Here is a 25,682-nt window from a genome sequence, read left to right on the forward strand (position 1 = left end):
CCAACGGACGCGCCCCATGAAACGCATCACCGTGATCGACTCCCACACCGGCGGCGAACCCACGCGCCTGGTCACCGCAGGCTTCCCCGACCTGGGCCACGGCAGCATGGCCGAACGCAGGCAACAGCTGGCCGAACACCACGATCAGTGGCGCGCCGCCTGCATGCTCGAACCCCGCGGCAATGATGTGCTGGTGGGCGCACTGCTCTGCGAACCGGTCGACCCCAGCGCCTGCGCCGGGGTGATCTTCTTCAACAACACCGGCTACCTGGGCATGTGCGGCCACGGCACCATCGGCCTGGTGATCTCGCTGGCCCACCTGGGCAGGATCGGCCCCGGCACCCACACCCTCGAAACCCCCGTGGGCAACGTGCAAGCCACCCTGCACGACGACCACTCGGTCAGCGTGCGCAATGTACCCGCCTACCGCTATCGCCACGCCGTCAGCGTGCAGGTGCCCGGCATCGGCGAAGTGACCGGCGATATCGCCTGGGGCGGCAACTGGTTCTTCCTGGTGGCCGAGCACGGCCTGCGTATCAGCGGCGACAACCTCGACGCGCTCACCGCCTACACCGTGGCCGTGCAGCAGGCCCTGGAAGATCAGGGCCTGCGCGGCGAGGACGGCGGCCTGATCGATCACGTCGAGCTGTTCGCCGACGACCCCGACGCCGACAGCCGCAACTTCGTGCTGTGCCCCGGCAAGGCCTATGATCGCTCGCCCTGCGGCACCGGCACCAGCGCCAAGCTGGCGTGCCTGGCCGCCGACGGCAAGCTGCAACCGGGCCAGATCTGGCGCCAGGCCAGCGTGATCGGCAGCCAGTTCGAAGGCTCGTTCGAAACCGCCGGCGATCGCATCGTGCCGACCATTCGCGGCCGCGCGCATATCAGCGCCGAAGCCACGCTGATCATCGAGCAGGACGACCCGTTCGCCTGGGGCATCCGCCTGTGACCCAGGGCCTGGCCGCCGATGTGATCGTGGTGGGCGCCGGCATCATCGGCGCGGCCTGCGCCCAGGCCCTGGCCCGGCGCGGCCTCGACGTGCTGGTGCTGGATGCCGGACTGCCCGGCGCCACCGCCGCCGGCATGGGCCACCTGCTGGTGCTGGACGACAACCCCGCCGAACTGGCCCTGAGCCAATACTCGCTGCAACGCTGGCGCGACATTGCGCGCAACCTGCCCGAAGGCTGCGCCTACCGCAGCAACGGCACCCTGTGGCTGGCCGCCAACGCTGAAGAAATGGCCGTGGCCGAACACAAGCATGCCAACCTGCGCGCCCATGGGGTGATCTGCCAGCTGGTCGGCGCACCTCGATTGCGCGAACGCGAACCGTTGCTGCGCGAAGGGCTGGAGGGCGGCCTGCTGATCGAGGACGACGGCATTCTGTATGCCCCGGCCACCGCACGCTGGATGCTCGACCAGCCGCGCATTCGCCAGCGCCAGGCACGGGTCGCCGAGGTGGATGGCGCCCGCGTGCGCCTGGACGACGGCCAGTGGCTGGCCGCCACGGCCGTGGTGCTGGCCAACGGTATCCAGGCCACCGAACTGTGCCCCGAACTGCCGATACAACCCAAGAAGGGCCACCTGCTGATCACCGACCGCTACCCCGGCCAGGTCACCCACACCCTGGTGGAACTGGGCTACGTGACCAGTGCGCACAACGCCAGCGGCCCGTCGGCCGCGTGCAATATCCAGCCGCGCACTACCGGCCAGCTGTTCATTGGTGCCTCACGCCAGTTCGGCACCACCGACCCGCAGGTGGAAGGCTGGATGCTTGCCAGGATGCTCAAGCGCGCCACCGAATACGTGCCGGCGCTGGCCCAGCTCAATGCGATTCGCGCCTGGACCGGCTTTCGCGCCGCCAGCCCCGACGGCCTGCCGCTGGTGGGCCAGCACCCGCAACGCCCCGGCCTGTGGCTGGCGGTGGGGCATGAAGGACTGGGCGTGACCACGGCCCCGGCCACCGCCGACCTGCTGGTGGCGCAACTGTTCGACGAACACCCGCCCCTGGCCGCACAGGCCTACCTGCCACAGCGTTTTCTCGGAGAACCGACCCATGCCTGAACTGACCCTGGACGGACGTGCCCTGCGCGTGGCCGAAGGCACCAGCGTGGCCGCTGCACTGGCCCTGGCTGGCGACGGCTGCACGCGTACCTCGGTGAGCGGCCAGCGCCGCGCACCGCTGTGCGGCATGGGCATCTGCCAGGAATGCCGGGTGAGCATCGACGGCCGGCGCCGCCTGGCCTGCCAGACCCTGTGCCGCGACGGCATGCAGGTGGAGACCCGCGCATGAGCGCCCATGCCGACGTACTGATCATCGGCGCCGGCCCGGCCGGCCTCAATGCCGCACTGGCCGCTGCCCCCAGCGGTGCACGCATCGTGCTGCTGGACGACAACCCCTGGCCCGGCGGGCAGATCTGGCGCGACGGCCCGCAGGCCAGCGTGCCGACGCAGGCACAGCGCCTGCGCGAGCACGTGGGCGCCTTGAACAATGTGCAGCACCACCCGCAGACCCGCGTGATCGCCGCCACCGGCCCGCGCCAGTTGCTGGTGGAAGACGCCGAGCGCGGCTGGGTGATCGACTACGACACGCTGATCCTGTGCACCGGCGCACGCGAACTGCTGCTGCCCTTCCCCGGCTGGACCCTGCCCGGCGTGACCGGTGCCGGTGGCCTGCAGGCACTGATCAAGGGCGGCCTGCCGGTACGCGACCAGCGCGTGGTGATCGCCGGCAGTGGCCCGCTGCTGCTGGCCAGCGCTGCCACGGCGCGGCACAACGGCGCGCAGGTGGTAGGCGTTGCCGAACAGGCAACCCGCGGCGCGGTGGCGGGTTTTGCCGCACAACTGCCGCGCTGGCCAAACAAGCTGCTGCAAGCGTTCGGCCTGTTCGACCGCCACTACCGCACCGACAGCCATGTGGTGGAGGCACTCGGCACCGAGCGCCTCGAAGGCGTGCGCCTGCGCCAGCACGGCAAGCTGGTCGAGCTGGCCTGCGAGCGCCTGGCCTGCGGCTTCGGCCTGATTCCCAACAGCCAGCTCGGCCAGGCCCTGGGCTGCACACTCCATGGCCAGGCGCTGGCCGTGGATGCGTGGCAGGCCACCAGTGAGCCGGGCCTGTTCGCGGCCGGGGAATGCACCGGTTTTGGGGGCAGCGAACTGGCGCTGGTGGAAGGCACCATTGCCGGGCTGGCGGCCGTGGGCGACCGCNNGGGGGGGGGGGTGGGGTGGGGGTGGGGGGGGGGGGGGGGGGGGCGGGGGCCCCCCCCGGGGCCCCCCCCCGCCACTGGCCGCAGCGAGCGCGCTGGCAGGGCTTCGCCAAGGCGCTCAACCACGCCTTCGCCCTTGCCCCGCAGCTCAAGCAACTGGCCCGCCCCGACACCCTGGTATGCCGCTGCGAGGACGTGCCCTACAGCAAGCTCGCCGGCCAGCGTGACTGGCGCGAGGCCAAGCTGAGCAGTCGCTGCGGCATGGGCGCCTGCCAGGGCCGGGTGTGCGGCGCCGCAGCGCAGCACCTGTTCGGCTGGCAGCCCTCGGCGCCGCGCCCGCCGTTCAGCCCGGCGCGCATCGAGACCCTGCTGTGCCTGGACGACACCCCGCCCGCATGAAACGCACCCCGGGGCTTTCGAGGCGGGCGCCGGATCTCTATGATCCCGAAGGTGCCCACCAGACCGCCAGCGCCATGTACGTATCGCTCAACAGCTTCCAGCCCTGCGACCTGCCCAGCCTGCTGAGCAGCCTGCAGCCGATCGCGCCGCTGCTCGATACGCTGAGCGACGTGGTGTTCTTCATCAAGGACACCCAGGCCCGCTACGCCTTCGTCAACCACACCCTGGCGCGGCGCTGCGGCTTCAGGCACAGCCACGAGCTGCTGGGGCTGACCGCCGACAGCGTGTTCCCCGAGCGCTTCGGCCCGCTGTACACCGCGCAGGACCGCCGCGTGCTCGACAGCGGCCGCGAGCTGGCCGACCAGCTCGAACTGCACCTGTACTTCGGCAACCAGCCGGTGTGGTGCCTGACCCACAAGCTGGCACTGTTCGACACCCAGGGCCAGATCGTCGGCCTGGCCGGCATCTCCCGCGACCTGCAGGCGCCCCAGGCCAGCCACCCCGGCTTCGATCGCCTGGCGGCGGTGGATGCGCACATTCGCGAGCACTTCGCACGGCCCGTGAGCCTGGCCGAGCTGACCGCGATTGCCGGGTTGTCTGCCGCGCAGCTGGAGCGCAACTGCAAGCGTGTGTTCCAGCTCACCCCGCGCCAGATGATCCACAAGGTGCGCCTTGAAGAAGCCTCGCGACTGCTGCACCACAGCGACCTGCCGATCACCGAGATCGCCCTGCGCTGCGGCTACACCGACCACAGCGCGTTCAGCCGCCAGTTCCGCGCCCTCACCAGCCTGTCGCCAAGCCAGTACCGCGATACCCGTCGCTAGACGCGGTGTGTTCCTTTAGGGTGCGCCGCCGCACCCACTGCTCCCATATGTAACACCGCCGGCACCGGGCAGCGTTTCCTGCGCACCGCCCGCCTGCCCTGCCGGATTCAACGCAAGTCCTCTGGCTCAAGGGCCGCACAGCAATTGCATCGCCCGGGCAAAAACAGGCACGCGCATTGCTATAAAAATATCGTATACGAAATTCACAATACGCCCGCTACCAGCACCTTCCGACAAACGAGGCTTCCATGAAAAACCCCGCTTTTGTTGTAGCTCTCAGCGCTGTGCTCAGTACCTCCTTCATCGCCACCGCCCAGGCCGACAAGCTCGATGACATCATCGGCTCCGGCAAGCTGCGCTGCGCCGTGACCCTGGACTTCCCGCCCATGGGCTTTCGCGACGACGCCAACAAGCCGGCCGGCTTCGACGTCGACTACTGCAACGACCTGGCGAAGGTCCTCGGGGTAGATGCCGAGATCGTCGAGACGCCGTTCCCGGACCGTATCCCGGCGCTGGTCTCGGGGCGGGCCGACGTGATCGTGGCGTCCACCTCCGACACCCTGGAGCGAGCCAAGACGGTCGGCCTCACGGTGCCCTACTTTGCCTTCCAGATGGTCGTGCTGACCCGCGACAACACCGGCATCAACAGCTTCGACGACATCAAGGGCAAGGCCCTGGGCAACACCAGCGGCACCTATGAAGCCATCGCACTGGAGAAGGACGTGAAACAGTGGGGCAGCGGCAGTTTCCGCGCCTACCAGTCGCAGAACGACACCATCCTGGCCGTGGCCCAGGGGCACATCGATGCCACCGTGGTGACCAACACCGTGGCCGCCGCCACGCTCAAGTCGGGCAAGTACAAGAACCTGAAGATCGCCGGCAACGCACCCTACGTGATCGACTACGTGTCGCTGGGGGCCAAGCGCAACGAGTACGGCCTGCTCAACTACCTCAACCTGTTCGTCAACCAGCAGGTACGTAGCGGCCGCTACAACGAGCTGTTCGTCAAATGGGTAGGCACCGATATCCCGCCGACCGACCTGACCGTGCCGAAGGTCTACTACTGAGGTGCCCGGCATGCCCAGCCCTTCCACTGCCCTGAACGGGCGTAGCCTGGTCGATGGCGCGGCCAGTGGCGAGTTGCTGTTCGCCGACATCGGCCTGAGTTTCTGGGGCGGTGTCGACGCCTTCAGCGGCGAGGTCATCGACCGCCATCACCCGCTCAGCGGCGCACACCTGGCCGGCCGCGTGCTGGCCATTCCCAGCGGGCGCGGCTCGTGTACCGGCAGCAGTGTGATGATGGAGCTGATCAGCAACGGCCATGCACCGGCGGCACTGGTGCTGGCCGAGCCGGATGAGATCCTGACCCTGGGCGTGCTGGTGGCGCAGTTGCTGTTCGGGCGCTCGCTGCCGGTGCTGTGCATCGGCCAGCAGGCCTTTGCCGCCCTGCGCGGCAAGGCCTTCGCGCAGGTGCAGGGCGAGCGCCTGGTGCTGTTCGACCAGGCCCCCGCCGAGGCGCTGCCGGCAGCCCCCGCCAGCCCGCCGGCGGCGACGCGCCCGACCACCCTCACCCTTACCGACCACGACCAGGCCTTGCTCGCGGGCGACCTGGGCAAGGCCGCGCAGGTGGCGATGCAGATCGTGCTGCGCATGGCCGAGCTGCAGGGCGCACACAGCCTGGTGGACATCAGCCAGGCGCATATCGACGGCTGCATCTACACCGGACCCGCCAGCCTGCGCTTTGCGCAGCAGCTGGTGCAGTGGGGCGCCAGGGTGCGGGTGCCGACCACCCTCAACTCGATTTCCGTGGACCAGCGCCGCTGGCGCGAACTGGGTATCGACGCGGCGCTGGGCGAACCTGCCAGTGCGCTGGGCGATGCCTACATGGCGATGGGCGCGCAGATGAGTTTTACCTGCGCCCCCTACCTGCTCGACAGCGCGCCGAAGCTCGGCGAGCAGATCGTGTGGGCCGAGTCCAACGCCGTGGTGTACGCCAACAGCGTGCTCGGCGCGCGTACCCTGAAGTACCCCGACTACCTGGATATCTGCATCGCCCTGACCGGCCGCGCGCCGCTGATCGGCTGCCACCTGGAGGCCCAGCGCAAGGCGCGGGTGCAGATCGACCTGCCGGCGCTGACCCACCTGGACGATGCGTTCTACCCGCTGCTGGGCTATCACATCGGCGCCATGGTCGGCAGCCGGATCCCGCTGGTGACAGGGCTGGAGCGTTTTGCCCCGACCCACGACGACCTCAAGGCCTTCGGCGCCGCGTTCGCCACCACCTCGGCGGCGCCGCTGTTCCATATCGCCGGGGTCACCCCCGAAGCGCTGGACCCGGCCCAGGCGGTCAGCGCGGGCGAGGTGCTGCCGGTAAAACGCATTGCCCTGGCCGACCTGCTGGTGAGCTGGCGCGAGCTGAACAGTGCCCGTGACAGCCAGGTGGACCTGGTGTCGCTGGGCAACCCGCACTTCTCCCTGGGCGAGTTCGCGCACCTGGCACAGCTGTGCCGCGGGCGCACACGCAACCCGGCGGTCAGCCTGGTGATCACCTGCGGCCGTGCGGTGCTGGAGCAGGCCCGTGACGCCGGCCACCTTGCCCCGATCGAAGCCTTCGGCGCGGTGCTGGTGACCGACACCTGCTGGTGCATGCTCGGCGAGCCGGTGATCCCGCCCGCCGCCCGCACACTGATGACCAACTCGGGCAAATACGCCCATTACGCCCCCGGGCTGGCGGGCCGGGCGGTGCATTTCGCCAGCCTTGGCGAGTGCGTCGAGGCCGCCTGCACCGGCAGCGCCAGCGGTCGCCTGCCGGCCTGGCTGCAACCGGCCGCCCCACAGGAGAGCCCCGCGCATGTTTGACTACACCTTCCAATGGCGCTCGGCCCTGCGCGCCCTGCCCGACATGCTGGCCGGCGCCTGGGTCACCTTCGAGACCGCCGCGCTGTCGATGATCTTCGGCGTGCTGATCGCCCTGGCCTTGACCGTGATGCGTGAAGCGCAGCAGCCGGTGTTGCGCGGCATCGGCAATGCCTGGGTATCGATTGCGCGCAACACCCCTTCGCTGTTCCAGATCTACATCCTGTACTTCGGGCTTGGCTCGCTGGGGCTGCACGTGAGTTCGTGGTTCGCGCTGCTGGCCGGCATCACCTTCAACAACGCCGGGTACCTGGCGGAGAACTTTCGCGGCGGGCTCAAGGCAGTGCCGACCACGCAGATGCGCGCGGCACGCTCGCTGGGCATGAGCGCGTTCCAGGCCTACCGCATGATCATCGTGCCGCAGCTGCTGCGGGTGGTGTTCTACCCCTTGAGCAACCAGATGGTGTGGGCGGTGCTGATGACCTCGCTGGGGGTGATCGTGGGGCTCAACAACGACCTCACCGGCGTGACCCAGGACTACAACGTCAAGACCTTCCGCACCTTCGAGTACTTCGCCATTGCAGCGGTGCTGTATTACCTGATCGCCAAGCTGATCGTCGCGGTGGCCCGGCTGATGGCCTGGCGGCTGTTCCGTTACTGAGGAGCTGTCCATGTTTTCTACAAGCTTTACCTGGAACGACATGCTGTTCCTGCTCGACGGGGCCTGGGTCACCCTGCAGCTGACCTTCTGGTCGATCATGCTGGGCTCGGTGGCCGGGCTGGTGTTCGGCCTGCTGCGTGCGCTGCTGCCACGCGCCAGCCTGCCGCTGGCCTGGGTGCTGGATGTGTTTCGCAGCGTGCCGCTGCTGATCCAGTTCGTGCTGTTCAACTCGTTCAAGAGCATCGTGGGCCTGAACATCAGCGCCTTCAGCGTGGGCTGCATCGTGCTGGGGGTGTACGCCGCGGCGTACTTCACCGAGATCGTGCGCAGCGGTGTGCTGGCGGTACCGCCCAGCGTGCGCCGGGCCAGCCGGTCGCTGGGCCTGAGCTACCTGCAGGACCTGCGCTGGATCGTGCTGCCGATGGCCTCGCGGGTGGCCTTTCCGGGCTGGCTGAACCTGGTGCTGAGCGTGATGAAGGACACCGCGCTGGTGATGTGGATCGGCATCGTCGAATTGCTGCGCGCCTCCCAGACCATCGTCACACGGATTCAGGAACCCCTGCTGGTGCTGTGCATCGCGGGCCTCATCTATTACGTCATGAGCCTGGTGGTCGCACGCCTGGGCGCCCGACTGGAAAGAAGGTGGCAAGAAAATGATTGAGATCGACAACGTACACAAATCCTTCGGCGACCTGGAAGTGGTCAAGGGCGTGAGCCTGACGGTGAACAAGGGCGAGGTGGTGTCGATCATCGGCGGTTCGGGCTCGGGCAAGTCGACCCTGCTGATGTGCATCAACGGCCTGGAGCCGATCCAGAAGGGCAGCATTTGCGTGGATGGCATCGAAGTGCACAACCGCGCCACCGACCTCAACCGCCTGCGCCAGAAGATCGGCATCGTGTTCCAGCAGTGGAATGCCTTCCCGCACCTGACGGTGCTGGAGAACGTGATGCTGGCGCCGCGCAAGGTACTGGGCAAGAGCCGCGAGGAAGCCGAGGCACTGGCGATCCAGCAGCTGACCCACGTGGGGCTGGGCGACAAGTTCAAGACCTTCCCCGGCAAGTTGTCCGGTGGCCAGCAGCAGCGCATGGCGATTGCCCGGGCGCTGGCGATGTCGCCGGACTACATGCTGTTCGACGAGGCCACCTCGGCGCTCGATCCGCAACTGGTGGGCGAAGTGCTGGACACCATGCGCATGCTTGCCGAAGACGGCATGACCATGGTGCTGGTGACCCACGAGATCCGCTTTGCGCGGGATGTGTCGGACCGGGTGGCGTTCTTTCGCAACGGGCTGGTGCACGAGATCGGCTCGCCGGACCAGGTGATCGGCAACCCGCAGCAGCCGGAGACGGCGGCGTTTCTCAAGTCAGTGAAGTAACCAGGGGCCTCATCGCGGGTCAAGCCCGCTCCCACACAGATCAGCCCATACCCTGTGGGAGCGGGCTTGACCCGCGATGGGCTGCGCAGCAGCCCCAATCAATCAGGAGCCAGGCAATGCGTTCATCAAAGGTGATTCATGTAGTCAGCTGCCACGCCGAAGGCGAGGTCGGCGATGTGATTGTCGGTGGCGTCGCGCCGCCACCGGGCGACACCCTGTGGGAACAGTCGCGCTGGATCGCGCAGGACGACACCCTGCGCAATTTCGTGCTCAACGAACCGCGTGGCGGCGTGTTCCGCCACGTCAACCTGCTGGTGCCGCCCAAGAACCCGGCCGCGCAGATGGGCTGGATCATCATGGAGCCGGCCGACACCCCGCCGATGTCCGGCTCCAACTCGCTGTGCGTGGCCACGGTGCTGCTCGACAGCGGCATCCTGCCGATGACCGAGCCGCAGACCCGCCTGGTGCTCGAAGCCCCCGGCGGCCTGATCGAGGCCGTGGCCGAATGCCGTGACGGCAAGGTGCAGCGCGTGGAGGTCAGGAACGTGCCCTCCTTCGCCGACCGCCTGGACGCCTGGATCGAGGTCGAGGGCGTGGGCTCGCTGCAGGTCGACACCGCCTATGGCGGCGACAGTTTCGCGATTGTCGATGCCCAGCGCCTGGGCTTTGCCATTCGCCCCGACGAGGCCGCCGACCTGGTGGAGGTGGGCCTGAAGATCACCCGCGCCGCCAACGAACAACTGGGTTTTGTGCACCCACTCAACCCCGGCTGGTCGCATATCTCGTTCTGCCAGATCGCCGCGCCCATCGTGATGGAGAATGGCGTGGCCACCGGTGCCAACGCGGTGGTAATCCAGCCCGGCAAGATCGACCGCTCCCCCACCGGCACCGGCTGTTCGGCGCGCATGGCAGTGTTGCAGGCCAAGGGCCTGATGCAGGTGGGCGAACGCTTCATCGGCCGCTCGATCCTGGGCTCGGAGTTCCACTGTCGCATCGATTCGCTGACCGAAGTGGCCGGCCGCGCCGCCATCTACCCGTGCATTTCGGGGCGTGCCTGGATCACCGGTACCCATCAGTTGCTGCTCGACCCCGCCGACCCGTGGCCACAAGGCTACCGACTGTCGGACACCTGGCCCGGCGCCTGATCGCTAAGCCCTTGATTCACAAACCCTAAGCAAAAAGACCAGCAAAAACCCCGAAATAACGCTGGTCTGCTCCACACACATAAAATATCGTATACGAAATACTAACAACCACCGGAGACAACCAATGAGCAAGCGCATCAACTGGAGTGGCGTGTTCCCTGCGGTCACCACCCAATTCAACGACGACTTCTCCATCAACCTGGAAAAAACCCACCAGGTGATTTCCAACGTGATCCGCGACGGCGTGTCGGGCCTGGTGGTGTGCGGCTCGGTGGGCGAGAACACCTCGCTGACGGCCGAAGAAAAGATTGCCGTGACCGAAGTGGCGGTGGATGCCTCGCGTGGGCGTGTGCCGGTGATCTGCGGCGTGGCCGAGTTCACCAGCGTGCAGGCCGCCAAGGTGGCCAACGCGGTGCGCAAGGTGGGCGTGGACGGGGTGATGCTGATGCCGGCACTGGTGTACGGCTCCAAGCCGTTCGAGACCGCCGAGCACTACCGTTACGTGGCCAAGCATGCCGACGTGCCGCTGATGGTCTACAACAACCCGCCGATCTACAAAAACGACGTGACCCCGGACATCCTGATTTCCCTGGCCGACTGCGACAACGTGGTGTGCTTCAAGGATTCCTCCGGCGACACCCGTCGTTTCATCGACGTGCGCAACGAGGTGGGTGACCGCTTCGTGCTGTTCGCCGGCCTCGACGACGTGGTGCTCGAAAGCATCGCGGTGGGCGCCGAGGGCTGGGTGTCGGGCATGTCCAACGTGTTCCCCAAGGAGGGCGAGACGATCTTCCGCCTGGCCAAGGCCGGACGCTTTGCCGAGGCCATGCCGATCTACGAGTGGCTGATGCCGATCCTGCACCTGGATGCCCGCGCCGACCTGGTGCAGTGCATCAAGCTGTGTGAAGCCATTGCCGGTCGCGGCAGCGCGCTGACCCGTCCACCGCGCCTGGCCCTGCCAAAGGACGACCGCGAGTTCGTCGAGCAGATCATGGCCAAGGCCCTGGCCAACCGCCCTGAACTGCCGGATGTCGGCCTCTGAGTGAGTGCCGGGCGGGCCTCTCTGCGGGGCCCACCCGGCGCGCCTGTTTTTCTGTCTTGCGCCTGCACAGGAAACGCCAGCATGAGCACTGCACACCCCTCTCCCCGCGCAACCACCGCCCCGGCGGGCCTCAAGCGTGTGGTAGCGGCCGCCATGGCCGGTACCGTCGCCGAATGGTATGAATTCTTTCTCTACGGTACGGCCTCGGCACTGGTGTTCGGCCAGTTGTTCTTTCGCCAGACCGACAGCCCCATCGACGGCATCATCGCCGCCTTCGCCCTTTACGCCGTAGGTTTTCTGGCCCGCCCGCTGGGCGGCCTGGTGTTCGGCCACTATGGCGACAAGTTCGGGCGCAAGCGCCTGCTGCAACTGAGCCTGGTGGTGGTCGGCATCACCACCTTTCTGATGGGCTGCCTGCCCGGTTTCGACAGCATCGGCTACGCCGCGCCCATCCTGCTGGTGCTGCTGCGCCTGATCCAGGGGTTCGCCTTTGGCGGCGAATGGGGCGGCGCGATCCTGCTGGTGTCCGAGCACTGCCCGGACAACCGTCGCGGCTTCTGGGCCAGCTGGCCGCAGGCCGGCGTACCGGCGGGCAACCTGCTGGCCACGGTGGCGCTGCTGGCGCTGTCGAGCACCCTGAGCGAGGAGCAGTTCCTGGCCTGGGGCTGGCGCGTGGCGTTCTGGCTGTCGGCACTGGTGGTGCTGATCGGCTACTGGATCCGCACCAGCGTGGATGATGCCCCGATCTTCAAGCAGGCCCAGGCCCGCCAGGCGCAGCACAAGGTGCAGCAGCTGGGTGTGGTGGAAGTGCTGCGCCATCACTGGCGTTCGGTACTGGTGGGCATCGGTGCGCGGTTTGCCGAGAACATCCTGTACTACACCGTGGTGACCTTCTCGATCACCTACCTCAAGCTGGTGGTGCACAAGGACACCTCGCAGATTCTGCTGCTGATGTTCGGCGCGCACCTGCTGCACTTCTTCCTGATCCCGCTGATGGGCTACCTGTCCGACCTGGTGGGGCGCAAGCCGGTGTACCTGACCGGTGCGGTGCTGACCGCGTTCTGGGGCTTCGTCGGCTTCCCGATGATGGACACCGGCAACAACTGGCTGATCATGGCGGCGATCACCCTGGGCCTGGCCATCGAGTCGATGACCTATGCGCCCTACTCGGCGCTGATGGCCGAGATGTTCCCCACCCATGTGCGCTACACCGCCTTGTCGCTGTGCTATCAGGTGGCGCCGATTTTCGCCGGCTCCCTGGCACCGCTGATCGCCATCACCCTGCTCAACAAGTACAACAGCTCGACGCCGATTGCCTGGTACCTGGTGGGCGCCGCGGCGATCTCCATCGTCGCCGTCGGCCTGACCCGTGAAACCCGTGGCAAGTCGCTGCACCTGGTCGACGCCGAGTCGGCCGAGCGGGTTGCCGCCAGCACCGACACCGCCAGCGCTCGCGGCAACTCGCTGGCCTGAGCCCAACCCTTTCAACAGGAGGTCTGCATGACCGAGATCATCGGCCACAACTACATCGGCGGTGCGCGCAGCGCCGCCGGCAGCATCACCCTGCACAGCCATGACGCCACCACCGGCGACGCCCTGCCGTACCGTTTCACCCAGGCCACCGCCGAGGAAGTGGACGCTGCCGCCCGCGCCGCAGCGGCGGCCTACCCGACGTTTCGCAACCTGCCGGCCGGGCGCCGGGCGGAGTTTCTGGAGGCCATAGCCGAGCAGCTGGACGCGCTGGACGATGACTTCGTCGCGCTGGTAACCCGCGAAACGGCCTTGCCCACGGCACGGATCAAGGGCGAGCGCGGCCGCACCAGCGGGCAGATGCGCCTGTTTGCCCAGGTGCTGCGCCGGGGCGACTTCTACGGTGCACGCATCGACCGCGCATTGCCCGAGCGCCAGCCGCTGCCACGGGTGGACCTGCGCCAGTACCGTATCGGCGTGGGGCCGGTAGCGGTGTTCGGCGCCAGCAACTTTCCGCTGGCGTTCTCCACCGCCGGGGGCGATACCGCAGCGGCGCTAGCGGCCGGCTGCCCGGTGGTGTTCAAGGCCCACAGCGGGCACATGGCCACGGCCGAGCACGTGGCCAACGCGATCATTCGCGCCGCCGAGCGCACCGGCATGCCCGAGGGCGTGTTCAACATGATCTACGGCGCCGGGGTGGGCGAGGCGCTGGTCAAGCACCCGGCGATCCAGGCCGTGGGCTTTACCGGCTCGCTCAAGGGCGGGCGCGCGCTGTGCGACATGGCGGCGGCGCGGGCGCAGCCGATCCCGGTGTTTGCCGAAATGAGCAGCATCAACCCGGTGCTGGTGCTGCCGCAGGCGCTGCAGGTGCGCAGCGAGAAAATCGCCACGGAGCTGGCGGCGTCGGTGGTGATGGGCTGCGGGCAGTTCTGTACCAACCCCGGGCTGGTGATCGGGCTGCGCTCGCCGCAGTTTTCGGCGTTTGTTGCGCACTTGGCGGCGACGCTAGGCGAGCAGCCAGCGCAGACCATGCTCAATGCCGGCACCCTGCGCAGTTATGCCAGGGGCGTGCAGGCGTTGCAGGCGCACTCTGGGGTGAGCCACCTGGCGGGCCGTGAACAACAGGGCAACCAGGCGCAGCCGCAACTGTTCAAGGCAGATGTGAGCTTGCTGCTCGCCGGTGATGCGCTGTTGCAGGAGGAGGTGTTCGGGCCGACCACGGTGGTGGTGGAAGTGGCCGATGCGGACCAGTTGCACAGCGCGCTGGCGAGCCTGCATGGGCAGTTGACCGCCACCCTGATTGCAGAAGCCGACGACCTGGCGCAGTTTGCCCAGGTGCTGCCGCTGCTGGAGCAGAAGGTTGGGCGGGTGCTGTTCAACGGCTACCCGACCGGTGTTGAAGTGTGCGATGCGATGGTGCATGGCGGGCCCTACCCGGCCACCTCGGATGCGCGGGGGACATCGGTGGGGAGCCTGGCGATCGATCGGTTCCTGCGGCCGGTGTGTTACCAGAACTGCCCGGATGATCTGCTGCCGGCGGCGTTGCAGGATGGCAACCCGTTGGGGATTGTGCGGTTGGTGGAGGGTTGTAGCAGTCGCGAACCGCTCTGACTGATTTGGGGCTGCTTTGCAGCCCATCGCGGGTCAAGCCCGCTCCCACAGGTACACCACTGTGTTCATGGTCAGTGGAGACCCTGTGGGAGCGGGCTTGGCCCGCGATGGGGTTTCAGTTCAGCAATGCCTTGAGGTCGTTGTACAGCGCCTCGGGGATCTGCACGCCCTCCTCCAGGCTGCGCTTGCGCGCCTCGAAGCGGCGCTGTGACGGCAGCCGCGCACCCTGCCCCTCGATGCCCGCAAACACCGCCTCCGCCCGCGCCAGGTGCGCCTCGGCGCCCGCCCCCAGAAACCGCTGCGGGTCCAGCGCGAGAATCAGCTCGCCATGGTACGGCGAGGACTTGCTGCCCGCGTCATAGGCCAGCGACTCGGCACTGGTCAGGTCGCCGATCAGCGGCCCGGCAATCAGCTCGACCATCGCCGCCAGCGCCGAGCCCTTGTGCCCGCCAAAGGTCAGCATGGCGCCACTGTCGAGCACCACGTTCGGGTCGGTGCTCGGTTGCCCCTGGGCATCCACGCCCCAGCCTTCGGGGATGGCCTTGCCGGCGCGCCGATGCAGCTCGATGTCGCCGCGCGCAATCGCGCTGGTGGCAAAGTCGAACACGAACGGGTTGGCGCCCGCACGCGGCCAGCCGAACGCGATGGGGTTGGTGCCAAATACCGGCTGGCTGCCCCCGGCCGGCGCCACCCAGGCATGGCTGGGGTTGCACGCCAGCGCCACCAGGCCGGCCTCGGTCAGTTGTTCGATCTCGACCCACAACGCCGAAAAGTGCACGCAGTGGTTGATGGCCAGGGCCGCGATACCGTTGCTGCGGGCCTTGGCCTGCAGCATCGGCAAGCCGGCCTGGAACGCCAACTGCGAGAAGCCGCCAGCAGCATCCACACGCACGATCGAGGGCGCCTGGTCGATCACCTGCGGCTCGGCCGCCGCCGACACCTTGCCGGCCTTGAGCGAGTTCACACAGCCGATCACCCGGTACAGCCCATGGGAGGCGCAGCCATCGCGCTCCCCGGCGACCACCGTGGCCGTCACGGCTGCGGCGTGCGCCGCGTTGAAACCGTTGTGCAGCAGGATCGACTCTGCCAGTTCATGGGCTTGGGTAAGGGTCAGTCGAATCATGGTCAGCTCCTTGGACAGACCGTCCATCGTGCCCCATCGACCGGGGCCGGGCTTGATCGATTCGGACCACGGGCATGACGAACTTGGCACAGTGGCCAACAGCCCCCCACGCACACCCAGGGAAGCTGTTCAGTTTGTAATCAAACTGACGCAGCCCTTGTGGTACGCAGCGTGTAGCGCTTTATCCACAGAGCTACCCACTTTTTTTGTGGATAGCTTCAGCGCAGTTCGACCGGTTGCAGGTCGGCCCAGGATTCAACCGGGCCGGGGTTGCTCGGGTCGCTCGCGCCGCCCAGGCACACGGCAATCTTGTTCACCGCATTGAGTGCGCTGGTGACCGCGCCCTCGGCCCAGCCACCGGTCCAGGACACGTCGTCGCCGGCCAGCACGAAGCCGTAGGGCGTGGCGCTGCCCACCCCGGTCATGAACTGCGCGAAGAGCCTGCGCTGGTAGGCGTACTGCCCGGGCAGGTTCATCTTGAAGGCGCCCAGGTAGTGCGGCTGGTCCTCCCAGTTGAACTCGACGAAGGTGTTGCTGGCACTGTAGTGCGCGGCGAGGTCCACGTTGGGGTAGATGGCCTGCAGCAACGTGGTGCACAGCTGGGCATGCTGCGGCGCCGGCCTGGCGCGGTCGCCCAGGAACTTCAGCGCATCGTCGTTCCAGGTGTACGACAGGAAGATGCCGCTGCCGCGGTAGCCGCTTGGCGCCTGCGCGTAATCGACCAGGTAGGTGCCACGGGTGAGGCCATCGGACAGCGTCACGCTCAGCGTGCGTTCCTGCATCGGCCCCGGTCGTTCGTGCCAGAAGGGCCGCCGGGTGGCCGCGAAGATCTTTGCCGCCTGCATGTAGTGGGTGTATTTGACGGCCTCCCAGGTCGCGCTGGGCAGCAGCGCGTCCATGGCCTTCAGTTGCTGCACGTTGCCGCTGGCGCGCAGCTTGTCGAGCACCCGCAGGTGCGGGGTGTAGACCACGTGGCCGATGGTCAGCCAGGCGCTGGTATCGCGCTTGAGGTCGTGGACCAGTACCGAGAACTCACCGTTCGCCAGCGGGCTGATATGCCGGACCTCCTGGTTGAACGGCTCGGCGAATACCTGGCGGGTCATCGACTCGACGCTGCTGTCGCCCTGGCCGTTGGCGCAGGGGTCGCCCAACGCAGTGGGCGATTGCGTCCACAGCGCCCTGGGCAGTGCCTCGGCGCCCTGGTACATGAGCCGGTGGCTGGCATCCAGCCCGGTGTACAGCACCCGCAGCACTTCGAGAATGCTGTTGGGGTAGTCGGTGTTCCAGCCACCGGTGCCGAAGCCGATCTGGCCGAACAGGTTGATCTGCTCGCGGCTCCACCCCGACTCCTGCAGCAGGGCCTGATAGAAGCTGACGTCGTCCCAGCTGCGGCCGGCGCCGCAGTGGACGATGGCATTCCACAGGCGCTTGATGGCTTTCTGGTCGATGCTGCCTTCGGTCATGGCGGTTTCCAGTTCATGGAAGTGGAACGGCGCGCCCGCCAGAAAGGTGTCGAAGAACTGCTCTTCGAGCTGCAGGTACTCCGGTGGCACGGGGAACACCGGGCTGTCGTGCTCGTAGTACTTAACGCGGCCCTGGTAGTCGACCACGGTGCTGACTGCGGCCGCTGTGCCGGGGTTGGGAAAGTCCGCCGACTGCGCGGTCATGCCCACCTTGTCGAAGTAGTGGAACAGCGCCTTGCCGGATACCGGAAAGCGCATGGCGCCCAGCTCGCAGATCACCTCGGCGCCGGGGTCGCCCATGACCCTGGAATACAGCCGCCCGCCGATGCGCTCGCCGGCCTCCAGCACCACCGGGTGCAGGCCCATCTTCAGCAGTTCGTAGGCCGCCACCAGGCCGGCGATACCGGCGCCGACCACCAGCACCTTGCGGCCCCAGCACTCGGGCGGCACGCGGCACAGCGGCTGGCCGGCGGCACGGGCGGCGGCGAGGTAGTCGGCGTAGTGGAACGGGAAGTCCGGGACCAGCGCGGTCACGTCCTTGTTGCGGGCAAGTGGCGTCCTGCGGGGGCTGCGCGAAGGGATGGCGGACATGGCAGTGGCTCCTGAGGTAGTCGGGTTCTTCCGTTGAGGTCACAAAGACTGCCAGCGATGTGACTTCTTTCAGAAAAGACCAGATCGACCCGGAGCACCAACACGCACCCGACCGGCGGCCTGTGACGTACACAGGCCGCCGGTGCGATTCAAGGTGCGGCTTTGTGGCGCGCCATGTAGTCCTCGTACTCGCGCGACATCACGTAGAGCTTGATCTGCTCGACCTCCTCGGGCTTGAGCGAGTCGTCGAACGACGGCATGCCCAGTGGCTTGAGCGCGCCCTGCAGGACGATCTGCTGGAAGTGCTCGCGGGTGGCGTCGCTGGACTGGCGCAGGTCGGGGATCAAACCGCCGCTGATGGTGCCCATGCCGTGGCACACGCTGCAGAACTGGCCATACAGCTGCTTGCCGGCCTGCACCTGCTCGGGTGCTGCGGTGACGGGCTGGGGCACGCGCTCGACCTTGGCGGGCGCCGGGGCCGGTGGCGGCAACTGCGCCTTGCCATCGAGGGCGAACACCAGCAGGCGGCTGCGGTTCTTCATGCCCGGCAGGTTCATCGACTCGCCGCCGGTCAGGGTGGCCACGCCGCCCCAGCCGGCCATGATCGCCACGTACTGACGCCCGGCCAGTTCGAAGGTCATGGGCGCGGCAACGATGCCGCTTTGCGCCTCGAACTGCCACAGCGCCTCGCCCTTGTCGGCGGAATAGGCATGCATCTGCCCCGCCGCAGTGCCCTGGAACACCAGGTTGCCGGCGGTGCTCAGGGTGCCGCCGTTCCAGTGCGTGGGGTACGGCACCTTCCAGGCGGCCTTCTGCTTGACCGGGTCCCAGGCCAGCAAGGCGCCGCTGACCACGGCGGCCGGCACGTCGGTGGCGTCGGCAAAGCCGGCGGCGGTGTTGAATGCCTTGCGGGTAACGAAGTCCTTGCCTTCGTTGCGGTACACACCGGGCACTTCCTGGTAGGGGATGTACACCAGGCCGGTGCCGGGGTTGAACGACATCGAATGCCAGTTGTGCGCGCCGAAGGGGCTGGGCCACATCACGATGGGCTCTTTTTCGTAGCGCACCCCAGGGGCCTCGACCGGCCGGCCGGTGGCGAGGTCGACCTTCTCGGCCCAGGTGACCTTGCCGAACTTCTCGGCCGAGATCAGCTTGCCGTTGGTGCGGTCGAGCACGTAGAAGAAGCCGTTTTTAGGCGCCTGCATCAGGACCTTGCGCGGTTTGCCGTCGATGTTCAGCTCGGCCAGGGTGATCTGCTGGGTGGCGGTGAAGTCCCAGCTGTCGCCCGGGGTGACCTGGTAGTGCCAGGCCAGCTTGCCGGTGTCGGGGCGGATGGCGAGGATCGACGACAGGTACAGGTTGTCGCCACCGCCCGGGCTGCGCACCTCGCGGTTCCACGGCGAGCCGTTGCCGGTGCCGACGTAGAGCAGGTCCAGCTCGGGGTCGTAGGCCATGCTGTCCCACACCGTGCCGCCACCGCCGAGCTTCCAGTACTGGTCGCCCTGCCAGGTCTTGGCCGCTTCGCGCAGTTCGGGGTGCTCGTAGGGCAGCGCCGGGTCGCCCGGTACGGTGTAGAAGCGCCAGGCCAGTTTGCCGGTGTCGGCGTCATAGGCCGAGACGAAGCCGCGCACGCCGTATTCGGCGCCGCCGTTGCCGATGATGACCTTGCCTTTGACCACCCGTGGCGCGCCGGTGATGCTGTAGGGCTTGGCCGGGTCGGTGGTCTGCTGGCTCCAGATGGCCTTGCCGGTCTTGGCGTCGAGGGCGATCAGACGCCCGTCCAGGGTGCCGACGTAGACCTTGTCGCCCCACAGTGCCACGCCGCGGTTGACCGCGTCGCAGCACGAGGTACGGGCCTTGACCTTGGCCACCTCGGGGTCGTAGCGCCACAGCTCCTTGCCGCTGGCGGCGTCGACCGCGATCACCCGGCTCCAGGACATCGAGGTGTAGATCACCCCGTCGTGGAACAGCGGCGTCGCCTCCAGGCCGCGGGTGTTGTCCAGGTCCATGTACCAGGCCAGGCCCAGTGACTTGACGTTGCTGGCGTCGATCTGTTTGAGCGGGCTGAAGCGTTGTTCGGCATAGGTGCGGCCGTGGCTGAGCCACTCGCCGCCGGCCTGTTCGGTGGCGCGGATGGCGGCCTCGTCCACCCCGGCGGCAAGGGCTGCCAGCGGGGTGGCCAGGCACAGCATCAGCAATGAAGTACGCAAAGGTTTTTTCATGTTCGGTGTCCTCGGTGATGGCTGCAGGTGCGGGTCAGAACACCTGCATCAGGCGTACGTTGAAGCGGTCGCCTTCCTTGAAACCGTTTTCCACCGACTGGTCACGGCCATAGTTGAACAGCAGCTGGGTCTTGGGGGTGACGAACCAGCCTGCGCCCACCAGAAACTTGGCGGTGTCGGGTTTGTCGTGCTGGTCGACGCCGTCCAGGCGGGTTTCGCCGCCCCACAACCTGGAGTAGCCCACGCGCAGGTCCAGGCTCGGGGTGAGCTGGTAGCGCAGGAACGCCTGGCCCTGGTACAGCGCGGACTGGCGCAGGGTCAGGCCGGCGGAGGTGGCGTCGTCGTTCTTGCCGAACCAGGTGACGTCGCCGATCAGGTCCAGCCACCACTTGTCGCCCAGGCCCTGGATATAGCCGGCCTGCAGCGCGAACTTCCAGCGGTTCTCGCCGATGTTGAGCGCGTCGTCGCGGTCGTAGCGGCCGGTGGGCACGTAGAGGAACGGGGTGATGCCGAAATAGGTCTTTTCTTCCGGGCGCTCCACCAGCCACACGGTGGAGGCCAGGATCAGGTCGCCGATGCCGCCATCGCTCTTGCCCAGGCCCGAGGTGTCGCGCTTGCCTTCGAGCTGGCCGAAGGGCAGCAGGAACTGCGGGTCGATGGTGAACCCGCCCAGCTTCATGAAGTGCACGCCCCTGAGAATGCCGATGTCGGAGTTCAGCCCGGCACGCACCGGCTGCTTGTGGCCACCGGAGTACAGCGAGCGACGTTCGGCATGCTGGTAGTAGACCATGCCCAGGTTGGTGCCTTCGGGCAACGCGGTGTAGTCCCCGGCGTCCACATCCACGGCGTGCGCCTGGCTGCCCAGGCAGCCGGCGAGGCCCAGCGTCCAGGCCTGTGCCCAGCCCAATGCAGTACGACGGCGGTGTGCCGGCACGCTTGACAGTACGGTCTTGCTCATCGAGTCACCTGTTTATTGTTTTTGTCGGATGAGCCACCCAATGGGCGGCACACAGGCCGTAGCAGGCTTCGTGCCAACGAAATTAATCCATTGATATCAATTGGTTGCGCTTTGAGGGCGTCAACCTGCGGTGAAGTGCCCGGCTGCCACCTGCCCCGTTGCAGGCCCGGTTTGCAAGGCTTTGCGGGGTTTCTCAGGGGCGTCTCATGTGTCTCACCGTTTGTCTCGACCTAATACGCACAGAACCGGCTCAAGCCCTCCAAACCCCTGAAAAACAAGTACTTTGGTAGTAGAAAAAAGCTGGCACAAGGGTTGCTGAATGCCTCGGGTTCCTTTCAATAACAAGAGAGCCACACCCATGACCCATGCCTTCCCGGTTCACAGTGATACCCAGGCGTTCGTGCAGCGTCAGCACCGCATGCTGATCGGTGCCGACTGGCGCGGCGCCAGCGATGGCGCCACGCTGCAACTGCTCAACCCGGCCAACGGCCAGGCGCTGGCCCAGGTGCCTGCCGCCACGGTCGAGGATGTCGACCAGGCGGTACGTGCCGCGCGCCAGGCGTTCGATGACTCGCCCTGGAGCCGCATGCGCCCGCGCGAGCGCCAGAACCTGCTGTGGAAGCTGGCCGACCTGATCGAGCGCGATGCCCAGGTGTTCGCCGAGCTCGAATGCCTTAACAACGGCAAGAGCGCGCAGGTGGCGCGGGTGATGGATGTGCAGATGGCCATCGACTCGCTGCGCTACATGGCCGGCTGGGCAACCAAGATCGAAGGCACCACGGTCGACCCGTCGCTGCCGCTGTTCGACGGCGAGTTCCATGCCTATGTGCGCCGCGAGGCAGTGGGTGTGGTGGGTGCCATCGTGGCGTGGAACTTCCCCCTGCTGCTGGCCTGCTGGAAGCTGGGCCCGGCGCTGGCCACCGGGTGCAGCGTGGTGCTCAAGCCGGCGGACGAGACCCCGTTGAGCGCGCTCAAGCTGGCCGAACTGGTACTGGAGGCCGGCTACCCGGCGGGCGTGTTCAACGTGGTCACCGGCGTGGGCGCGGTGGCCGGTGCGGCGCTGTCGGCGCACCCGCTGCTGGACAAGGTGACCTTCACCGGCTCGACCGAGGTGGGCAAGCTGATCGGCAAGGCGGCGATGGATTCGATGACGCGGGTGACGCTGGAGCTGGGCGGCAAATCGCCGACCATCATCCTGGCCGACGCCGACCTTGAGGTGGCCGCTGCCGGTGCCGCCAGCGCGATCTTCTTCAACCAGGGGCAGGTGTGCTGCGCGGGGTCGCGCCTGTATGTGCACCGCAAGCATTTCGACCGCGTGGTGGCCGATATTGCCGGCATCGCCAACGGCATGAAGCTGGGCAATGGCCTGGACCCGAGCATCGACATGGGGCCGTTGATCTCGGCCAAGCAGCAGGCACGGGTGGGCCGCTACATCGACATGGGCCGCGAGCTGGGCGCCAAGGTGGCGTGTGGCGGCGAGTATTACGGGCCGGGGTATTTCGTGCAGCCGACGGTGATTGCCGACGTCGACCAGCAGTGCCCGCTGGTGCAGGAGGAGATTTTCGGGCCGGTGCTGGTGGCGATTCCGTTCGACGACATGGACGAGGCGATTCGCCTGGCCAACGACAGTGCCTATGGCCTGGGCGCGAGCATCTGGTCCAACGACCTGACGCAGGTGCACCGCATGGTGCCGCGCATCAAGTCGGGCTCGGTGTGGGTCAACTGTCACAGTGCGCTGGACCCGGCGCTGCCGTTTGGCGGCTACAAGCTGTCGGGCGTGGGGCGCGAGATGGGCGCGGCGGCCATCGAGCATTACACCGAGCTGAAGTCGGTGGTGATGAAGCTGTAGGCGGCAGTTGGGGCCGCTCTGCGGCCCGATCGCGGGTCAAGCCCGCTCCCACAGGAGGGGGCTTGCGCCGTGATGGGGTCAGCCCAGTACAGGGCGGAAGAAACTGCGCTCGTAGCTGATGATGCACCGGGTGTCTTCGGCGTACTTGAACGCGGCGATGCACTCGGCGTCGGTTTTCGACTGTTCGCGGTAACGTTCGTACGCTGCCAGGCTCGGGAACGAGAACATCGCCAGGGCGACGTTGTTGGCGCCTTCGCTGGGCAGGAAGTAGCCATGGTGCTGGCCGCCGAATTTCTCTACCAGCGGTATCCACATGCGCCCGTAGGCTTCGAACTCTTGCAGCTTGTAGGCATCGACGATGTAGCGCAGGTAGCAGGTAACCATTGCAGCACTCCATGAAAGGGACCGGCAGCGAGCCTAGTGGGCGTCACGGGCGGGCGTCAATACGCGACAGGTGCAGCGAGCATCAGCGCTCGCACCGTTGAACCCGCGTGCAGCCCTTCAGCGGGTCGGTGCCGCCGGCGCCTGTTCGATGTGGCGCAGATGGCTTGAAGGCACCCAGCCAGCCTGCGCGTCGCGCGGCCTTGTGCACCAGGACCATCCGTTGAGCGACCTCACGCAGAGCAACTCATCGCCAATGTCCACGTCCAGTTCCCTGGCGGTGTAGTCCTCGCGCGCGCGGCCTGCCTGCTCGCCCAGCCTTTCGATCACCTGCGCCGGCACCCAGCCACCCTGCTGGCCGGGCGTGGTGCAGAAGTACCAGTTGTCCCATCCTTCATCGCCCTGGTACACCTCCCCCACCTCCAGCACGGCCCCCTTGGCAAAGGTGATGGGCTGAGGGAATTCGCTGCGGTGCGCTTTAATAACGCGGTATTGCATGTGTCTTCTCCTTGGTGAACTGAAGCCGGCGCCCACCCAGCGGCGCGGCTGTGCGAAAATAGCGCCTTTGTTATCAACAGGTTGGAGATGTACGGTTTGGTTACACACTATTCGGCGAACGGCGCCAATGCCGCCTGCGGGCGTACCAGTCAGACCCTCAACAGCACTCAGGCAGCGGATCAGGTGTCGTGCAAGTCCTGCCTGCGCTCGCTGGCTGCCCCCGACTCGGCAGCCGTGGCCGCCAAGGCCAAGACCCCTTCGCTGGCCGAACTGCGCAAGCAGCGCCAGCAACAGGCCGCGCCGGCGCCGGTGCCCGCGTTCAGCGTCAAGGCCAGCTGGCAGGCCCGCCTGAGCAGCCAGGCCGACCGTTGCCGCCTGCCACGCGGTGCGCGCAAGCAGATCTGCGTGTGACCCCCGGGCAGGCCGGCTTGCTGTGGCAAGTCGGCCTGCCCGCCGTTGCCCTCAATACAGTTCGGAATCCAGCGCCAGCATCTGGTCGGACGCAAAGGCGGCCTTGAGGTGCTCCATGGTATCGCTGGTGCGATCTTCGGCCTTGCAACTGAGCCAGGCGATGGACGCCGACAGCAGTACCAGCAGGCGCTTGGCCTGGGTGGTCAAGGCGATGGCCGGCTTGTGCACCATGCTGATCTGGGTGCTGGCGGCACGCCCCGGATCATGCTCGAGCATGTGCATGATGCGTACGGCAACGGTGCTGCACAGGTCGCGCTTGAGCTCGATGTCCGAGCCGTTGATGGCCTGCCAGTAGGCGTCTTCCTGGCCGTCCTCGATGAACAGGTCGACCCAGGCCCGGTATTCTTCGTCCTTCGCGATGCTGAAGGCCATTTGCGCCCACTGAACCTTCAACTGCTCGATGTGTTGCCCGGACGCCTGCAGCGCCTGGGTGAAGGCCAGCGTCTCCTGCATCAGCGAGGTGTGTCGCGGGCCAAGCTGGTTGCTTGCCTGCAGCAGCGCATCGCTGCACTCGCGGTATTCCTGGATCAGCGCGTTGCCTTCATGCAGGTTGAACAGCACCGGAAAGATACGGTACTTGGCCGCGTGCACTTCCTTGACGAACAGGCGGGTCTGTTCGATCAGTTCGGCGATGCTGGCCTGGGTTTCCTGGAAGCGATCACTGTCGACCAGCATTTCGCGCATTCTGGCGGGCGACGCGTCCTGCTCCCTCAGGCGACGCGACAGGTGCGCCATGTGAATGATCTTCTGGGTGGGCGCGATGATCTGGTGGGTGAACTGGCGGGACAGGGTTTCGAGCTCTTCCTGCAGTTGCTGGATGGAGATGGTGCGCACCTGCTCGTGAAGCTTCATCACCGCTTCGGTCTTGTTTTGACGGCGCTGGTTGAGCATGAAGGTGACCGCCGAGCCGACGATCGCCACGCTGGTGGCGATATCGACACCGATAGACAAAGCCGAGATTTCCATGCACCGCTCCTTAGATAATGGAGCGGTTTTTATAGAGGGTAATCGCGCCCGGCGCCACCACCGCGCGCCTGGCGACTTCAGGCCAGTGGCTGGATCACGTCGACCCACTGCGCGTTGACCAGGGTGGCCAGGCGCTCGGGCTCGATGCGCACCGCCGCATTGACCGCACCGCCGGCGGGGAAGACCACCTCGAAGTCCTTCAGCGACTCGTCGCAGTACACCCGCAGCGGCTGGCTCAGGCCGAAGGGGCACACGCCGCCGATGGGGTGGCCGGTGTGCTGCTCGACCTGCTCGGCCTCGAGCATGCGTGCCTTGACGCCGAACTGCTGCTTGTACTTGCGGTTGCACAGGCGCGCATCGCCGCGTACCACCAGCACGATCACCTCCTCGCCCACGCGCAGCGAGAGCGACTTGGCGATCTGCCCCGGCTCGACCGCCAGCGCCTCGGCGGCCAGGGCGACGGTGGCGGTGCTGGACGCCAGTTCCAGCACCTGCAGGTCGGGTGAATGGTGGGAGAAAAACGCTTTGACTGACTGCAGACTCATCTTCGCTTGATCCTCTGAAAAAACAGCC

At 66.9% G+C, this 25,682-nt stretch carries 23 protein-coding genes and 1 pseudogene; 16 read left to right on the top strand and 8 right to left on the bottom strand.

Annotated elements, in window-relative coordinates:
• The first annotated feature begins 16 nt into the window (after positions 1 to 16).
• The 14 genes and pseudogenes from B4I46_RS24975 (at position 17) to B4I46_RS25040 (ending at position 14,587) form a co-directional block, all read left to right on the top strand.
• The gene (locus B4I46_RS24975) at positions 17 to 949 is read left to right on the top strand and encodes a 4-hydroxyproline epimerase (protein WP_054916112.1); all 933 of its coding nucleotides are present in this window, start codon (positions 17 to 19) and stop codon (positions 947 to 949) included.
• Positions 946 to 2,061 (top strand): NAD(P)/FAD-dependent oxidoreductase, encoded by a 1,116-nt coding sequence (locus B4I46_RS24980; protein ID WP_286902284.1) that lies wholly within the window; start codon positions 946 to 948, stop codon positions 2,059 to 2,061. Before B4I46_RS24975 ends, B4I46_RS24980 begins: the two co-directional genes overlap by 4 nt.
• Positions 2,054 to 2,290, top strand: coding sequence for a 2Fe-2S iron-sulfur cluster-binding protein (locus B4I46_RS24985; RefSeq protein WP_043861063.1), 237 nt, complete (start codon positions 2,054 to 2,056; stop codon positions 2,288 to 2,290). The genes B4I46_RS24980 and B4I46_RS24985 overlap by 8 nt, the downstream gene beginning before the upstream one ends.
• Positions 2,287 to 3,602 (top strand): annotated as a pseudogene (locus B4I46_RS24990) (FAD-dependent oxidoreductase). Before B4I46_RS24985 ends, B4I46_RS24990 begins: the two are co-directional and overlap by 4 nt.
• 74 nt (positions 3,603 to 3,676) lie before the next feature.
• Positions 3,677 to 4,426: an AraC family transcriptional regulator gene (locus B4I46_RS24995; RefSeq protein WP_043861061.1), complete on the top strand. Its 750-nt coding sequence runs from the start codon at positions 3,677 to 3,679 to the stop codon at positions 4,424 to 4,426.
• Between the two features lie 248 nt (positions 4,427 to 4,674).
• Positions 4,675 to 5,493: a transporter substrate-binding domain-containing protein gene (locus B4I46_RS25000; protein ID WP_043861060.1), complete on the top strand. Its 819-nt coding sequence runs from the start codon at positions 4,675 to 4,677 to the stop codon at positions 5,491 to 5,493.
• Positions 5,494 to 5,503: 10 nt separating this feature from the next.
• Complete coding sequence (locus B4I46_RS25005) at positions 5,504 to 7,285, top strand: aconitase X (RefSeq protein ID WP_078480793.1); 1,782 nt, start codon at positions 5,504 to 5,506, stop codon at positions 7,283 to 7,285.
• Positions 7,278 to 7,943, top strand: coding sequence for an amino acid ABC transporter permease (locus B4I46_RS25010; protein ID WP_043861058.1), 666 nt, complete (start codon positions 7,278 to 7,280; stop codon positions 7,941 to 7,943). Before B4I46_RS25005 ends, B4I46_RS25010 begins: the two co-directional genes overlap by 8 nt.
• Positions 7,944 to 7,953: 10 nt before the next feature.
• A complete protein-coding gene (locus tag B4I46_RS25015) occupies positions 7,954 to 8,604 on the top strand; it encodes an amino acid ABC transporter permease (protein WP_043861057.1) in 651 nt (216 codons plus the stop codon).
• Positions 8,597 to 9,319 (top strand): amino acid ABC transporter ATP-binding protein, encoded by a 723-nt coding sequence (locus B4I46_RS25020; RefSeq protein WP_286902286.1) that lies wholly within the window; start codon positions 8,597 to 8,599, stop codon positions 9,317 to 9,319. The genes B4I46_RS25015 and B4I46_RS25020 overlap by 8 nt, the downstream gene beginning before the upstream one ends.
• A 116-nt stretch (positions 9,320 to 9,435) precedes the next feature.
• Positions 9,436 to 10,464 carry a trans-3-hydroxy-L-proline dehydratase gene (locus B4I46_RS25025; protein WP_054916117.1) on the top strand — a complete coding sequence of 343 codons (1,029 nt, stop codon included), beginning with the start codon at positions 9,436 to 9,438 and terminating at the stop codon, positions 10,462 to 10,464.
• A gap of 124 nt (positions 10,465 to 10,588) precedes the next feature.
• Positions 10,589 to 11,506, top strand: a complete 918-nt coding sequence (locus tag B4I46_RS25030) for a dihydrodipicolinate synthase family protein (protein WP_043861054.1) — start codon at positions 10,589 to 10,591, stop codon at positions 11,504 to 11,506.
• 81 nt (positions 11,507 to 11,587) lie between these two features.
• Complete coding sequence (gene abaF, locus B4I46_RS25035) at positions 11,588 to 12,979, top strand: fosfomycin efflux MFS transporter AbaF (RefSeq protein WP_054916119.1); 1,392 nt, start codon at positions 11,588 to 11,590, stop codon at positions 12,977 to 12,979.
• A 27-nt stretch (positions 12,980 to 13,006) separates the two neighbouring features.
• A complete protein-coding gene (locus B4I46_RS25040) occupies positions 13,007 to 14,587 on the top strand; it encodes an aldehyde dehydrogenase (NADP(+)) (protein WP_286902287.1) in 1,581 nt (526 codons plus the stop codon).
• 115 nt (positions 14,588 to 14,702) lie between these two features.
• Here B4I46_RS25040 and B4I46_RS25045 read toward each other — a convergent pair whose 3' ends face one another.
• From B4I46_RS25045 to B4I46_RS25060, 4 genes are all read right to left on the bottom strand, one after another.
• Positions 14,703 to 15,710, bottom strand: a complete 1,008-nt coding sequence (locus tag B4I46_RS25045) for an Ldh family oxidoreductase (protein WP_054916121.1) — start codon at positions 15,708 to 15,710, stop codon at positions 14,703 to 14,705.
• Between the two features lie 218 nt (positions 15,711 to 15,928).
• The gene (locus tag B4I46_RS25050) at positions 15,929 to 17,764 is read right to left on the bottom strand and encodes a flavin monoamine oxidase family protein (RefSeq protein ID WP_286902288.1); all 1,836 of its coding nucleotides are present in this window, start codon (positions 17,762 to 17,764) and stop codon (positions 15,929 to 15,931) included.
• Between the two features lie 149 nt (positions 17,765 to 17,913).
• Entirely contained in the window at positions 17,914 to 19,986 is a 2,073-nt protein-coding gene (locus B4I46_RS25055; RefSeq protein ID WP_116054624.1) for a PQQ-dependent dehydrogenase, methanol/ethanol family, read from the bottom strand.
• Positions 19,987 to 20,020: 34 nt separating this feature from the next.
• Positions 20,021 to 20,944 (bottom strand): transporter, encoded by a 924-nt coding sequence (locus B4I46_RS25060; RefSeq protein WP_052504233.1) that lies wholly within the window; start codon positions 20,942 to 20,944, stop codon positions 20,021 to 20,023.
• 358 nt (positions 20,945 to 21,302) lie between these two features.
• On the opposite strand from B4I46_RS25060, the gene B4I46_RS25065 reads away from it, so the two are divergent.
• Entirely contained in the window at positions 21,303 to 22,793 is a 1,491-nt protein-coding gene (locus B4I46_RS25065) for an aldehyde dehydrogenase family protein (protein ID WP_286902289.1), read from the top strand.
• Between the two features lie 78 nt (positions 22,794 to 22,871).
• On the opposite strand, the gene B4I46_RS25070 is transcribed toward B4I46_RS25065, so the two are convergent.
• The gene (locus tag B4I46_RS25070; RefSeq protein ID WP_043861047.1) at positions 22,872 to 23,177 is read right to left on the bottom strand and encodes an NIPSNAP family protein; all 306 of its coding nucleotides are present in this window, start codon (positions 23,175 to 23,177) and stop codon (positions 22,872 to 22,874) included.
• Positions 23,178 to 23,294: 117 nt separating this feature from the next.
• Complete coding sequence (locus B4I46_RS25075; protein WP_229589314.1) at positions 23,295 to 23,672, bottom strand: SH3 domain-containing protein; 378 nt, start codon at positions 23,670 to 23,672, stop codon at positions 23,295 to 23,297.
• 96 nt (positions 23,673 to 23,768) lie between these two features.
• On the opposite strand from B4I46_RS25075, the gene B4I46_RS25080 reads away from it, so the two are divergent.
• Positions 23,769 to 24,083 (top strand): hypothetical protein, encoded by a 315-nt coding sequence (locus B4I46_RS25080; protein WP_043861086.1) that lies wholly within the window; start codon positions 23,769 to 23,771, stop codon positions 24,081 to 24,083.
• 51 nt (positions 24,084 to 24,134) lie between these two features.
• Here the strand turns inward: B4I46_RS25080 and B4I46_RS25085 are convergent, their stop codons facing one another.
• Both B4I46_RS25085 and B4I46_RS25090 read right to left on the bottom strand, forming a co-directional pair.
• Positions 24,135 to 25,109, bottom strand: a complete 975-nt coding sequence (locus B4I46_RS25085; protein WP_043861045.1) for a hypothetical protein — start codon at positions 25,107 to 25,109, stop codon at positions 24,135 to 24,137.
• A gap of 77 nt (positions 25,110 to 25,186) precedes the next feature.
• Positions 25,187 to 25,654 carry a YbaK/EbsC family protein gene (locus B4I46_RS25090; RefSeq protein WP_043861044.1) on the bottom strand — a complete coding sequence of 156 codons (468 nt, stop codon included), beginning with the start codon at positions 25,652 to 25,654 and terminating at the stop codon, positions 25,187 to 25,189.
• Between the last annotated feature and the right edge of the window lie 28 nt (positions 25,655 to 25,682).

Source organism: Pseudomonas sp. UBA7500 (assembly GCF_002478435.1).
Classification (GTDB): domain Bacteria; phylum Pseudomonadota; class Gammaproteobacteria; order Pseudomonadales; family Pseudomonadaceae; genus Aquipseudomonas; species Aquipseudomonas palmensis.

Excerpts from the sequence above, each read along its gene's own strand:
- B4I46_RS24975 (WP_054916112.1), top strand. The coding sequence starts at position 17 with ATGAAACGCATCACCGTGATCGACTCCCACACCGGCGGCGAACCCACG.
- B4I46_RS24985 (WP_043861063.1), top strand. The coding sequence starts at position 2,054 with ATGCCTGAACTGACCCTGGACGGACGTGCCCTGCGCGTGGCCGAAGGC.
- B4I46_RS24995 (WP_043861061.1), top strand. The coding sequence starts at position 3,677 with ATGTACGTATCGCTCAACAGCTTCCAGCCCTGCGACCTGCCCAGCCTG.
- B4I46_RS25000 (WP_043861060.1), top strand. The coding sequence starts at position 4,675 with ATGAAAAACCCCGCTTTTGTTGTAGCTCTCAGCGCTGTGCTCAGTACC.
- B4I46_RS25005 (WP_078480793.1), top strand. The coding sequence starts at position 5,504 with ATGCCCAGCCCTTCCACTGCCCTGAACGGGCGTAGCCTGGTCGATGGC.
- B4I46_RS25010 (WP_043861058.1), top strand. The coding sequence starts at position 7,278 with ATGTTTGACTACACCTTCCAATGGCGCTCGGCCCTGCGCGCCCTGCCC.
- B4I46_RS25015 (WP_043861057.1), top strand. The coding sequence starts at position 7,954 with ATGTTTTCTACAAGCTTTACCTGGAACGACATGCTGTTCCTGCTCGAC.
- B4I46_RS25020 (WP_286902286.1), top strand. The coding sequence starts at position 8,597 with ATGATTGAGATCGACAACGTACACAAATCCTTCGGCGACCTGGAAGTG.
- B4I46_RS25025 (WP_054916117.1), top strand. The coding sequence starts at position 9,436 with ATGCGTTCATCAAAGGTGATTCATGTAGTCAGCTGCCACGCCGAAGGC.
- B4I46_RS25030 (WP_043861054.1), top strand. The coding sequence starts at position 10,589 with ATGAGCAAGCGCATCAACTGGAGTGGCGTGTTCCCTGCGGTCACCACC.
- abaF (WP_054916119.1), top strand. The coding sequence starts at position 11,588 with ATGAGCACTGCACACCCCTCTCCCCGCGCAACCACCGCCCCGGCGGGC.
- B4I46_RS25040 (WP_286902287.1), top strand. The coding sequence starts at position 13,007 with ATGACCGAGATCATCGGCCACAACTACATCGGCGGTGCGCGCAGCGCC.
- B4I46_RS25045 (WP_054916121.1), bottom strand. The coding sequence starts at position 15,710 with ATGATTCGACTGACCCTTACCCAAGCCCATGAACTGGCAGAGTCGATC.
- B4I46_RS25050 (WP_286902288.1), bottom strand. The coding sequence starts at position 17,764 with ATGTCCGCCATCCCTTCGCGCAGCCCCCGCAGGACGCCACTTGCCCGC.
- B4I46_RS25055 (WP_116054624.1), bottom strand. The coding sequence starts at position 19,986 with ATGAAAAAACCTTTGCGTACTTCATTGCTGATGCTGTGCCTGGCCACC.
- B4I46_RS25060 (WP_052504233.1), bottom strand. The coding sequence starts at position 20,944 with ATGAGCAAGACCGTACTGTCAAGCGTGCCGGCACACCGCCGTCGTACT.
- B4I46_RS25065 (WP_286902289.1), top strand. The coding sequence starts at position 21,303 with ATGACCCATGCCTTCCCGGTTCACAGTGATACCCAGGCGTTCGTGCAG.
- B4I46_RS25070 (WP_043861047.1), bottom strand. The coding sequence starts at position 23,177 with ATGGTTACCTGCTACCTGCGCTACATCGTCGATGCCTACAAGCTGCAA.
- B4I46_RS25075 (WP_229589314.1), bottom strand. The coding sequence starts at position 23,672 with ATGCAATACCGCGTTATTAAAGCGCACCGCAGCGAATTCCCTCAGCCC.
- B4I46_RS25085 (WP_043861045.1), bottom strand. The coding sequence starts at position 25,109 with ATGGAAATCTCGGCTTTGTCTATCGGTGTCGATATCGCCACCAGCGTG.
- B4I46_RS25090 (WP_043861044.1), bottom strand. The coding sequence starts at position 25,654 with ATGAGTCTGCAGTCAGTCAAAGCGTTTTTCTCCCACCATTCACCCGAC.